Source organism: Blautia sp. LMAG:36, assembly GCF_008680535.1.
Taxonomy (GTDB): Bacteria; Bacillota; Clostridia; order Lachnospirales; family Lachnospiraceae; genus Blautia_A; species Blautia_A fusiformis.
Genome location: NZ_NALB01000010.1, coordinates 157,896 through 170,122, shown reverse-complemented (window position 1 = coordinate 170,122; position 12,227 = coordinate 157,896). Strand labels below are relative to the sequence as shown.

General features: G+C 49.2%; 10 protein-coding genes. All 10 read right to left on the bottom strand.

Annotated features, from left to right (window positions below):
• Positions 1 to 25 precede the first annotated feature (25 nt).
• The 10 genes from cbiB to CCC17_RS13205 all read right to left on the bottom strand — a co-directional run bounded on the left by cbiB (position 26) and on the right by CCC17_RS13205 (position 12,131).
• Positions 26 to 1,003: an adenosylcobinamide-phosphate synthase CbiB gene (cbiB, locus tag CCC17_RS13250; RefSeq protein ID WP_287083248.1), complete on the bottom strand. Its 978-nt coding sequence runs from the start codon at positions 1,001 to 1,003 to the stop codon at positions 26 to 28.
• Positions 990 to 2,393 carry a cobyrinate a,c-diamide synthase gene (locus tag CCC17_RS13245; protein WP_287083247.1) on the bottom strand — a complete coding sequence of 468 codons (1,404 nt, stop codon included), beginning with the start codon at positions 2,391 to 2,393 and terminating at the stop codon, positions 990 to 992. The genes cbiB and CCC17_RS13245 overlap by 14 nt, the downstream gene beginning before the upstream one ends.
• Positions 2,394 to 4,367: a precorrin-6A reductase gene (gene cobK / locus CCC17_RS13240; protein WP_287083246.1), complete on the bottom strand. Its 1,974-nt coding sequence runs from the start codon at positions 4,365 to 4,367 to the stop codon at positions 2,394 to 2,396.
• Positions 4,360 to 5,091 (bottom strand): precorrin-3B C(17)-methyltransferase, encoded by a 732-nt coding sequence (gene cobJ / locus CCC17_RS13235; RefSeq protein ID WP_021650567.1) that lies wholly within the window; start codon positions 5,089 to 5,091, stop codon positions 4,360 to 4,362. The genes cobK and cobJ overlap by 8 nt, the downstream gene beginning before the upstream one ends.
• Positions 5,084 to 6,172, bottom strand: a complete 1,089-nt coding sequence (locus CCC17_RS13230; protein WP_287083245.1) for a cobalt-precorrin 5A hydrolase — start codon at positions 6,170 to 6,172, stop codon at positions 5,084 to 5,086. The genes cobJ and CCC17_RS13230 overlap by 8 nt, the downstream gene beginning before the upstream one ends.
• A gap of 3 nt (positions 6,173 to 6,175) precedes the next feature.
• A complete protein-coding gene (gene cobM, locus CCC17_RS13225; protein ID WP_015524810.1) occupies positions 6,176 to 6,934 on the bottom strand; it encodes a precorrin-4 C(11)-methyltransferase in 759 nt (252 codons plus the stop codon).
• A 3-nt stretch (positions 6,935 to 6,937) separates the two neighbouring features.
• Positions 6,938 to 7,639 (bottom strand): precorrin-2 C(20)-methyltransferase, encoded by a 702-nt coding sequence (gene cobI / locus CCC17_RS13220; protein ID WP_092069119.1) that lies wholly within the window; start codon positions 7,637 to 7,639, stop codon positions 6,938 to 6,940.
• 108 nt (positions 7,640 to 7,747) lie between these two features.
• Positions 7,748 to 8,965 carry a cobalt-precorrin-5B (C(1))-methyltransferase CbiD gene (gene cbiD / locus CCC17_RS13215; RefSeq protein ID WP_287083244.1) on the bottom strand — a complete coding sequence of 406 codons (1,218 nt, stop codon included), beginning with the start codon at positions 8,963 to 8,965 and terminating at the stop codon, positions 7,748 to 7,750.
• Positions 8,966 to 8,984: 19 nt separating this feature from the next.
• Positions 8,985 to 10,325: an MATE family efflux transporter gene (locus tag CCC17_RS13210; RefSeq protein WP_287083243.1), complete on the bottom strand. Its 1,341-nt coding sequence runs from the start codon at positions 10,323 to 10,325 to the stop codon at positions 8,985 to 8,987.
• Positions 10,326 to 10,541: 216 nt separating this feature from the next.
• Positions 10,542 to 12,131: an AAA family ATPase gene (locus CCC17_RS13205; protein WP_287083242.1), complete on the bottom strand. Its 1,590-nt coding sequence runs from the start codon at positions 12,129 to 12,131 to the stop codon at positions 10,542 to 10,544.
• Positions 12,132 to 12,227: the final 96 nt, after the last annotated feature.

Here is a 12,227-nt window from a genome sequence, read left to right as displayed (position 1 = left end):
GTCATTCTCCTGTCTGTATTTATTGTTACCTTAATAACCCGAACCGGATCCCCGCACTGAACAGTCCAAATACAACCACCCCCAGTATGGATGCCGCGTACATCAGCCGGTTAGCTCTTTTGATATCCTCCGGCTCCACCGGGCGGATCGGATCCCCGATCGTGGGTTTTTCATATAATTTCCCGAAATAATATGCATTTCCCGCAAGCTGTACATCCAGCGCTCCGGCCATGGCAGCCTCTGTCTGGGCTGAATTGGGGCTTGCATGATTCCTCCGGTCACGTTTGTAGATCTTTGCCGCATTTTTTGTATCCATTCCTGTAAAAACAGTTCCTGCCACCATCAGCCATCCGGAGATCCTGGCAGGGATATAATTGGCCACATCATCCAGCTTTGCCGCAATACGGCCGAAATAAAGATATTTGTCATTTTTATATCCAAGCATGGAATCCATGGTATTGATACCCTTGTACAAAAACATCAGCGGCACCCCACCGATAGCCATATATAGCATGGGGGCGATCACGCCGTCGGATGCATTTTCCGCAACAGTTTCCACGGCAGCCTTTGTCACGCCAGTTTCCGTAAGTTCTCTGGTATCACGGCCTACGATCATGGACACCGCATAGCGTGCCTCGTCCAGAGTTCCGTTTTTCAGCCGGTCATAAACCTTCATACTCTCATCCTTCAGGGAACGGGTGGCAAGAAGCTGATAGCACCAGAAAACCTCCAGCACAAATCCGGCCACCGGCAGATACCGGTAAAGATAATAAAGCACCAGAAGCGGCACCCCGCCGCTGAACAGACAGACAAGCACTACGATCAGAAAGCCTCCTGTCAGCTCACCGCCGTGATTTTTCGGAAAAATCTTCCGGATCACCTTTTCCAGCACTGCAATCAGATTGCCGATGACACAGATCGGATGATAAAGCCATCTGGGATCTCCGATCAGAAGATCCAGCACAAATCCTATGACCAGTGCAGGAAGACTATATTTCAGCATCTTTTTTCTGCCTCCGTTCTTTCTTATATTCCAGTGCGTTCTTCAGAAAGCGTGCCGGAACCCTGGGATTTCCGTAATAATAAAGATGCGGAAATCCTGCCATCAGCCTGCCCTGGTCATGGATACAATCCCATCCTCTTTTAGATGCCGGCTTTGCCGCATGAAAATCCTCTCCGCAATCTGTAGAATCAAAGTAATGGAATTCATGAGCCGGGATCTCACCAAGTCCGGTATCCTGTTTTTCCGTAAGGGTGATATAGCCGAACCGGTTCAGCTTCGGTGTGCGGTAAGCCCTTCCAGGGATCACCCCGCAGACTCTGCGCTGCTTTCCTTCCATATCCTCCATCTCCTGATGAAGATACATGAATCCGCCACATTCTGCCAGACAAGGCATTCCGTCCAGGATAACTTCCCGGATCCGGGTGCACATTTCCTGATTTTCTTCCAGCGCCTCCCCGTTTAATTCCGGGTAACCGCCGCTTAAAAGAAGCCCGTCCAGATCCTCCGGAAGCTCTCTGTCATGAATGGGGGAAAAACGTACCAGCTCCGCTCCCATCTGCTCCAAAAGATTTAAATTATCCGCATAGAAAAAGCAGAAGGCTTCATCATCCGCCACACCGATCCGCACCTTTTCCTCTGTCCGGTATCCGAAGGCTGTATCCTTCTGTATAAGCATTTCCGGCTCCGGCGCCGCAAGCTCCGGTGCTCCCCCTGCAAGCTCCAGGATCCCATTGATATCCAACGTTTTCTCCAGCACCTCGGAAAGCTTCTGCAGACGGCTTTTCAGTTCCGGGATCTCCTCCGGAAGCACCAGTCCCAGATGACGGCTTTCAATCACACAGTCCTCCACCTTCGGAACATATCCCAGTACCTTTACGGAAAGCTCCTCTTCCAGAAGCTTCTTCATCCTGGGATACAGCATGGGAGACATCTGGTTAAAGATCACGCCGCAGATATGACTGTCCTTTTTGTATTCCAGAAAGCCCTTTACATAGGCAGCCAGGGAAACACTCATGCCACGGCTGTTTACGATCAGGATCACCGGTGTATCTGTGGTGGAGGCCAGATCATAGGCGCTGGCTCTGGAGGTAATCCCTCCTACACCGTCATAATACCCCATGACTCCCTCCATCACTGCGATCTCACAGTCCGATGCGTTCTTTGCCAGAAGATACCGGGTTCTGTCTCCATCTGTAAAAAACGTATCCAGGTTTCGGGATCTTGTACCGATCACACGGCTGTGGAACATAGGATCTATGTAATCCGGGCCGCATTTAAAAGAAGCCACCTTAAGGCCACGGTTCACCAGCGCCTGAAGCAGCCCGCAGGTGATCAGGGTTTTTCCGCTTCCGCTGGCACCTGCCGCAAGAAGTATTCTCGGGATCTTCACCTAAATCTCCTCCCCTCTTCCGCTGCAGGAAATGATATAGATCGGATTCTCACCCATCATCATATGATACCTTCCGATAGATTTGGATCTTGCCGCAGACAGCTGTACGATATCCACATCCGTCAGGCTGAAATCTCGTATGGCATTCATGGCTTCCGTCACCGTCTCCAGAGTGATGCAATTGATCACGATCCGTACTCCCGGATTTTTATCCAGAAGAAGCCGGATGATCTCGTTCATGTTTCCGGAAGACCCGCCGATAAAGGCATGTGTCGGAACAGGCAGTTCCACCATCGCTTCCGGTGCAGTACCAGGCACGATCTCCAGATTGTCTGTGGCAAATTTCCGCCTGTTCTCCTTCAGAAGAGCAAGGGCATCTTCCTTTTTCTCGATGGCATAGACCTGACCCTTCCAGGCACGAAGCGCCATCTCAACGGAAACAGAGCCTGTGCCCGCTCCCACATCATAGCAGACAGAATCCTCCTGAAGCCGAAGCTTGGACAGAGAAACCGTACGCACCTCTTCCTTTGTCATAGGCGCCTTCCCACGGAGAAATTCCTCATCACAGATCCCGTGAACTGCGGGCAAAGGTACTGCCTTTTCATTGCACGCAGTTACCACGCTTAACGCATCTCCCCGGTATTCTGTAAGCTCTGCCGCACTGGCATGAAAGATCTTTTCATTTTCGTAGGAAAGATTTTCGCCCACATAGAGGGTCACATCACCCATTCCATACGCAACCAGACGAGAAGCCAGACGAGCTACCCCATCCTCTGTTCCCAGAATGGAAAAAACCTTGGGGTTATGCCGGATCAGTGAGATCAGATTGCAGTCTCTTCCATGGGCACTGACAATCCTGGCATCATCCCAGGAAAGACCGATCTTCGCCATAAAATAAACAACGGAAGAAATCCCGCAGATCACCTGGACATCGCCATCCAGAAGATCGATCAGCTTCCTTGCACCGCTGTAGAAGCCCACATCGCCGGAAAGGGCAATGGCTACGGTACGGTACTGTGGATGTGTCTTGATATACTCCACGATCTTATCACTGCGGTACTCATGGAGAACCATCTGCCCCGGCCTCTGTACGGCATCTGTCATACGCTTTGCACCGATCAGAAGCTCCGCCTCATCAAAGGCCTTCTTTCCTTCCAAAGTCAGGTTTTTTTCCGCACCCATGCCGATGCCTACAAGAGAAACCCTCTGTGACAGGGTAAGGCCGAACAGCTTTGCCAGAAATACCCTTGCTTCCGGCAGGGACAGCCCCTCCTCCTGCAATGGTCTTCCGATGATCACAGGTGTGACGCCGCAGCGCTGACAAGCCTCCATCTTTTCCGGGAATCCACCAGCCAGACCGGTATCCTTGGTGACCAGATAGCTGCACTGAAACTGTCGAAGCATGGCTTCGTTGATCTCTGTAGAAAATGGCCCCTGCATACCGATGAGATGCTTTCCTTCGATCCCCAGCTCCGCACAGGAGCTGATCACGGAAGGGATGGAAAGCACCCGGGCAAAAAGCCTCTCCTGGTAATCCGGGATCACTGTAAATTTAGACAGCTCCTTGCTTCCTGTGGTAAGAAAAATGTTCCCCTCTGTACCGGAAAGAAGCTCTGCCGCCTTCTCCGTGCTTTCCACATAGATAGCTTCCCTGTTCTTCTCCCCCTCCGGGCGAAGGACACGCTGATAGCGGATGCTTCCGTTCTCACAGGCAGTCCGGATATTTTTTGTCACCTCTGCTGCATAGGGATGAGTGGCGTCCAGAACGATCTCCGGTGCTTCCCTCCGGAAAAGTTCCTCCATATCTTCGGTTTTCAGCCTTCCGGCGCTGACATGGAGAAATTCATTTTCCTTCAGAAGGGATCCGCCATATTCCGTAGCTGCACAGGCATAGACCGGAACATGATTTTCCGCAAGGAACTCACAAAGTGCATAGCCCTCGGTGGTCCCTGCAAAAACAATGGCTTTATACATTCTTATATCCCCTTGGTGTTACCATCTTGCCGTTTACATTCTTAGTCTGTGAATTTCCCACAAAAACGGTAGTAAACATATCCACTTCTGTATCACGGAGCTCCTTCAGTGTCATGACCTGTGCAGTCTCGCCGTCACGTGCGATCTGGGCAACCGTGCCGCAGACAGTATCCGGAGACTTGTATTTCATCATCAGATCACAGGCCTTCTGAAGATAATCCTTACGTTTTCTGCTGGACGGATTGTAAAGGCATACCACAAAATCCGCCTGTGCTGCTGCCAGAAGCCTTGCCTCGATCTTCTCCCACGGAGTCAGAAGATCACTTAAGCTGATCAGACAGAAATCATGGATCAGCGGTGCACCCAGCACTGCGGCGCCGCCTGTGGCTGCTGTCACACCCGGGATAATGGTCAGCTCCACATCCGGATAGTTTTCTCCCACCTCATACATCAGACCTGCCATACCGTAAACACCGGCGTCACCACTGCAGATCATGGAAACGGTTTTTCCTTTTTTTGCCTCGTCAAAAGCAAGTACACAGCGGTCTACCTCTTTTTTCATCGGTGTGGTCATGAACTCTTTGCCTGCAAAATACTCCTTTACAAGATCCACATACACCGTGTAACCGATGATCACATCACTTTCATTTAATGCACGGATCGCTCTTCCAGTCATCTGGTCATACGCACCCGGGCCAATTCCTACAACATAAATCTTACTCAAAACGTATCCTCCGATTTCCGGCTGCAAGGGCGGTGGTCACACCGTCCCGGCCTGTTTTTTTTCTGATCAGTGTACCCTGTCCGCAACCCAGAACCGCGCTTCTCTCACAGACATTCTCTACACCTGTTATCTTTTTTACAAATTGTGACGGGGTAAATTCACCCTGCACTGCCTTCAGCTCTTCCTCTGTAAAGGTCAGAAACGGAAGCTGCCAGGCTTCTGCCAGAGAAAGAAGTCCCACCTCTTCTTTCTTCAGATCAATACTGGCAACAGCTCCCAGTGCTTCTCTGTAAACATCTGATTCCTTCAGGCATTCCTCTGCCGCCTTCTGTATGGAGACTGCATCCTTTCCCCTGCGGCAGCCCATTCCCAGAACTGCAGCGGGCGGCACCACATGGACTGTATTTTTAAAGGGCAGACAGCCTCTGTGGATCGTCACCGCAATACCTGTTTCCGGTGCCTCACCGGCTTTCTCACCATTCTCCGGATCCACTGCAGCTGAGGGCCTTCCGTCTTTTCCGCAAAGCACCAGACCCTCCGGCAGCTCTCCGTCCCATGGAAACTCACTGTAAAAGCCAACGCTCTCTCCTGCAAGAAGGGCCGCAGAAGCCTCCTTCGCAGCCTTCATATGAAAAATAGCACAGCCATTCTTTTTTGCAAAAACATCCACTGCAAAACGACTGTGAAGATCTGTGGCTGTTGTCACAACCGGCACTGCCTTAAGATATCCGGCACAGCGAAGTGCCAGCTCATTGGCTCCGCCAAGATGTCCGGAAAGAAGAGCAATGACAAATTTTCCGCACTCATCGATCACCAGCACAGCCGGATCCGTCTTTTTTCCGACAATGTAAGGTGCGATACTGCGCACTGCGATCCCGCAGGCGCCAATAAAGATCACGCCCTCTTTTCCTGCCCGGAACTGTTCCCCTGCCCACTGAGAGGTGGAAACAGAGATCGGATCCGGAAGGTAACGGCTCTTTTTTGCAAGGGTGACACTCTCACCCTCTTTTTCCAGAGCCCTCTGAAGCCTTTCCCCTGTCTCCAGCCCTGTCATACTGAAGCAAATAATGGAAATGTTCATATTTTATTTCGTAGCCTCACGGAACTCTGTGGTAAAGCCCGGATCATACAGCTTGGATCTGTCATAGCTTGCAGCATTGACCGCATCACCTACCAGCATAAGAGCTGTTTTTGTGATCTTGTTCTCTTTTGCTGTCTGAGCCAGAGTACCCACTGTACAGATAAACTTCTTCTCATCAGGCCAGGTTGCCTTGTAGACGATAGCAGCCGGTGTGTCCTCACGGTATCCGCCCTCCACCAGTCTGCGGCTCAGCTCCTCCAGCATACCTGTACTGAGGAAAATAACCATAGTCGCATTATGAGCGGCAAAGGACTGAATGCTCTCTTTTGCCGGCACCGGTGTCCTTCCTTCCATTCTTGTGATGATCACACTCTGGGAAATATCCGGAAGTGTATACTCCAGGTTCAGTGCAGATGCAGCTCCGCAGAAGGCACTGACACCCGGGCAGGAATCGTAGGGAATCCCCTTTTCATCCAGGATATCCATCTGCTCACGGATCGCACCGTAGATACAAGGATCGCCGGTGTGGAGACGAACGGTCATCTTACCCTCAGCTTCTGCTCTCTCCATAACAGAGATCACTTCCTCAAGGGTCATCTTTGCACTGTTATGGATGGTGCACACATCCTTGGAATACTCCAGAAGCTGGGGATTTACAAGAGATCCCGCATAGATGATCACATCTGCCTCTTCCAGATACTGTTTACCTCTTACTGTAATAAGATCCGGTGCTCCCGGACCTGCTCCTACAAAATGTACCATAATCTATTCCTCTCTTCTGTCTTTGTTTTCTTTGATAATGATCAGGGAATAATATCCTGCATCCTCAGGGATCTCCTCCACGGTCCGGTAGATCTTTTCGTCCGGCATTCCGCAGTTTTCGATCATCATGGCCTCTGCCCCCTGGGAAAGAAGCTCCGCCTTCACATCCTTCATTTTCTTTCCGGCCTTCATAAGGACCTTGGTACCGGAAAGCTTCAGCGCATCCTCAATCTGATAGGAAGCCGGGATCACGTGAAGAGGCTCTGCCTTCTCCACAAGTCCGGTATTCAGACGTGCGGAAACTGCACAGAAGGATGTGATTCCACAGACGATCTCCGTCTCATAGCCCTGAGCCACAAGTCTGTGATGAATATAGAGATATGTGGAATACACGGTAGGATCTCCCAGTGTGAGAAATACCACGTCTTTACCCTGGTCCAGGACAGCCTTGACTTTTTCTGCTCCTGCATCGTGATAGCTTTTCAGCACTTCAGGATCCTTGGACATTGGAAAAGGAACTGCAAGAAGCTCCTTCTTTCCAAGCTCCGGATAAGCGCCCTCCACGATCTTAAATGCTACCGTATCCTCCGGAACCTGTCCCGGAAGCGCGATCACCTCTGCCTCCTTTACAAGACGAAGTGCTTTTAAGGTAAGAAGCTCCGGATCTCCCGGTCCTACACCTACACCATATAATTTACCTGCCATATTTCTTTCCTCCTAACTATATTTTCCAGACAGGATAAAACCTGTCTGTTATTTATATCAAATTTTGTCCTGAAATTAAAAAAATTCCATCCGGACTGGGGTTTCCTGTCATGAAATATCATCCACCCCGACTGCCTGCTCCTGTATCTTATGGATCAGCTCCTCTGCATCCCGGGTCTGCCCCAGCAGTCCGTATACATTGGAAAACACCACAGCGCCCAAAAGGATCTGCTCATAGGATCTGTGGTCCAGATAAAACTGGATCTTCTCCATGACCACAGCCATAGTCTCTTTCAGGATACCATAGCTGTCAAGAACAGCCAGCGCCTCATCGGTAGTCCCCGCCTCCAGGATCTCTCTGGCACATTCCAGAGAGCCCCCTGCACGGATGGCACTTGCACAGAGAACCTCCATCCTTCCGTCAGCACAGTGCGAATGGGTATTCATGATCCCGGCGGCAACCTTTACAAACTTACCGATATGAGCCACAAAAAGAATGCCCTTTACGCCCATATCAATGGCCATGTCAATGGTCTCTCCTACATAATTGCTGCACTTGATATTATTCTCAAAGGGAATGGACATATGCTCCCTGAGATAATCCGCACCGTAATTCCCCGGTGTCACCAGGATAAAATCTTCTCCCTGGCAGAAATGCTGCTTCATCTCCACATGGATGCTTTCGATCAGAGCCTTCTCACTCATGGGCTCTACGATCCCGCTGGTTCCAAGTATGGAGATCCCGCCAAGAATGCCAAGACGGGGATTAAAGGTTTTCTTCGCGATCTCTTCCCCCTGAGGGACGGATACGGTAAGCTTCAGACCGCCCTCGTAGTCATATTCCTGTGCCGCCTCTTCGGCTTCCCGCAGGATCATGGCTCTGGGAACCGGATTGATCGCCGCTTCCCCCACGTTCTGGGAAAGTCCCGGCTTGGTGACACGCCCCACCCCGATCCCACCGTCCAGGATGATCTGAGGCCGGGATCTCTCTGTTTTCTGCTGCTGCCCGGCCTGTTCTGCTGCTGAAATAGAAAACTTCTCCGCTTTTACATAGACCAGGATCCCGTTGGTGGTATCCGGATCATCCCCTGCATCCTTCTGTACCGCACAGGAGACATACGTTTCGCCCCGGGTAATATCGTGAAGCTGTAACGTGAGAGTGATCCCCTTTGGGGTATCAAGCTCTACCTCAGAAAGAGTCTCTCCCGAGAGCAGCATCCGGACTGCCCCCCTGGCTGCCCCGGCTGCACAGGAGCCTGTTGTGTAGCCATAACGGAGGCGCTTGTTGTTTTTTATGACATACTGGTCTTCCAGTCCATTCTTCATATATACGATGCCCTCCTTTTCAGATTACCTTGTGCTCCAGCCATTTGCGGCTGTGGAAACGCCAGGTAAAAATAATCCCACGAACAGTCCAGTCTGCAAACATTCCAATCCAGACACCCATAGGCCCGAAGCCCAGGACACGGATCAGGAAAACACAGAGACAGAACCTGCATGCCCACATGGTACAGCAGGAGGTGATCATGGAAAACTTCACATCACCGGCTGCACGAAGACCATACCCCGGCACGAACGCCATTGTCCATACCACAGGCTTTACGATGGTGATCCATGTGATCATGTGGATGCACATTTCCGCACTGGTACGCTCCATTCCGCCAAGGATCGTCACCGGTCTGACCAAAATATACACGATCAGACAGCTTACGATAATAATTGTCTCTGCAATGACGCAGAGTTTTTTTATGTAATAGACCGCCTCATCCTTGCGGCCGGCACCAAGACACTGGCCTACGATGGTCATCAGGCCCACACCTACTCCGATGGCCGCGATACCATTCAGGTTCTCAAGGATATTAGTCATTGCCTGCGCTGCGATGGCTGCTGTTCCCAGTGTGGAAACCGTAGACTGGATGGCAAGCTTTCCAAGCTGAAACATACTGTTCTCAATTCCCGAAGGGATCCCAAGTCCCAGGATCCGTCCGATCATGCTCCAGTCCGGTCGGATCTTCAGATAATCCTTCACAACGACAGGCTGACGATCCTTACGCAGCTGCCAGAGAACAACCACTGCACAGAAAATACGGGAAACCAGTGTGGAAATCGCCGCTCCTGCAACACCAAGGTGGAAAACCCAGATCAGAACCGCATTTCCGCCAATGTTCATGATATTGGAGATCATGGAGATGGTCATAGGCCCCTTGGTATTCTCCTGGGCACGAAAGATCGAAGCCGCAGAATCATAAGCCGCAATAAAGGGGAATGACAGTGCCGTGAAAAAGAAATAAATTTCCGATGCACGCATAACATCCGCATCCACCGCACCGAAGATCAGCCTCAAAAGCGGTTTCTGAAAGATCAGACAGACTGCAGATACCACTACAGAGATCGCTGTGATGATAAAAAGCACCTGCCTGGCAGACATGTTCGCCTTCTCATAATTCCTCTGTCCGATATACTGGGCGCAGACAATGGCGCCTCCCGCTGCCAGCGCCGAAAAAGCCTGGATCAGAAGCACATTGATGGAATCCACCAGCGATACCGCAGAAAGAGCCGCAGATCCCACATTGCTGACCATCATGGTATCTGCGGTTCCCATTATCGAATTCAAAATCTGTTCCAGCACTACCGGCACCAGAAGATTACGGATCATCCGGTTGGTAAACATATGCTGCTGTTCCATTGTTACATCCTCCGCCTCACTTATTTATGACCTGACAAAGCAGAAAAAAACGTCTGTATTTTATCAATCACACTTTCTCTGACATTATACCCTTTTCCCGCTCTTTTTCCAATATATTTTCTGTGTTTTTTGTACAAACTGCAAAATGCCGCAGGCGCGAAACCTGCGGCAGTCTTTGTATTTTGTGTTTTTTTATTATACAATTATGTTCCAAAGTCACTCTTTTTCATATTTTTCAATTAAACATTGATGTTCCTTGCTGGTTTTATCATAGTTAATCCCAACAAGCAGGATTTCACCTGTGTAATCCAGAATTGAAGAAGGATATTTTTTATCTTTAATCTGCCTCACGGCAGTCTGGGCATTTTGATTCCACTTCAGCTCTACGATCAACGCCGGATAAGAAGAACAGTACTCTATCTTCGGGATAAACACGAAATCAGCAAATCCACGGCCTGTCGGCAATTCCCGGACAGGTTTAAAATAGTACTGCATTGCACTTAAATATGCAATTGCCAAAACACTGCTCAACGAGTTCTCATTGTTATATTGAATGGAAGACGCATACTCGTTGTGGATTTTTTCAATCTGAGCAGCAACTTCTACTTCATCCATGTCCAACGTAGCATCAAGTAAATGTTCTGAATTTTTCTGGAATTCCAACATCTCATTCCACTGCTTACTTCCAACAGCAGCTGTAAGTTCTTGTCGAATCTCTTCGTTCGGCACAAAGGCAGTCTTTAATTTAGGGTTATATCCAAAATAGCCCAGGTGAATCATGTAGGTTAACACATCATCCTTACTTTTGATGCTTACCGTATCGTTCTTAAAGGTTGCTGTGTTTACTTTAACCTCTGCACCAGAGATCATTTCAATAATAGCTGTTTTCAAACCACCATAATTCATGTTGATCAGCGGAACAATGGCATCATAAGAAGCTGTTTCTGACCAATAGCTCTTAAATTCACCTCGAAGCATCACGCCGACAACTGCTCGTGGATTATAAACCTGATGACCATTCAGCAGATATCCATCATACCAACGCTTTACCTCATCGAAATCCTGATGATATTCTTCTGCCAGTTTCCGCACTTCATTCTCAGTAAAACCAACATACGGCGCGAGACTGCCTGGGCTCAGCATAGAAAACTCATCAAAATTATTCAGAGCTGACTGTGTTTTTTCCTTCTTTATGGGAAGAATACCTGTAAGGTACGCCAGTTGAATATACTTTGTAGGTTCTATTCCTTTGAACATTCCTCGCAGGAAATTTATATAATCTTCCTGTGCTTTTTTATTGGCCGCCTCATCACGAATCAGTACATCCCATTCATCAATGATAACAACAAACTTCTGTCCCACCTTATCTTTGATTCTTGAAAGTGCATCCGGCAAGCCAGATACTTCAAGTGGCAGAACATCCGGATAAACTTCCCGCAATTCATCCAGAACCGCCTCCGTGACATGCTTCACTATATTATCCGCATCATCACAGTTTGCCAGAAACCACTGAATATCGATATGGATCACATCATACTTGTTAAGATGCTTTTTGAAGTCGGCCTCCCTGCTTATCTGCAATCCAGAAAACATCTGCTCAGAATCTGCGCCTTTGCTATAATACGCAGCCAACATATTAGCTGCATAAGATTTTCCGAACCGGCGCGGCCGACTATTGCAGATATAAGCATTTGTTGTATCAAGAACACTGTTTGTGTACTCGATCAGGCCAGTCTTATCCACATATATTCTGGAGTTAAGAGCAACCTGAAATGCACTGTTGTCCGGGTTCACAAATCTTCCCATGCTATTCAGACTCCTTTCTGAAGCTGTTCCTCAAGCACGAGGTTACAACTCACCTGTTTTATTTTGATTTTATCATTTCATAGAGCAAATAACAAG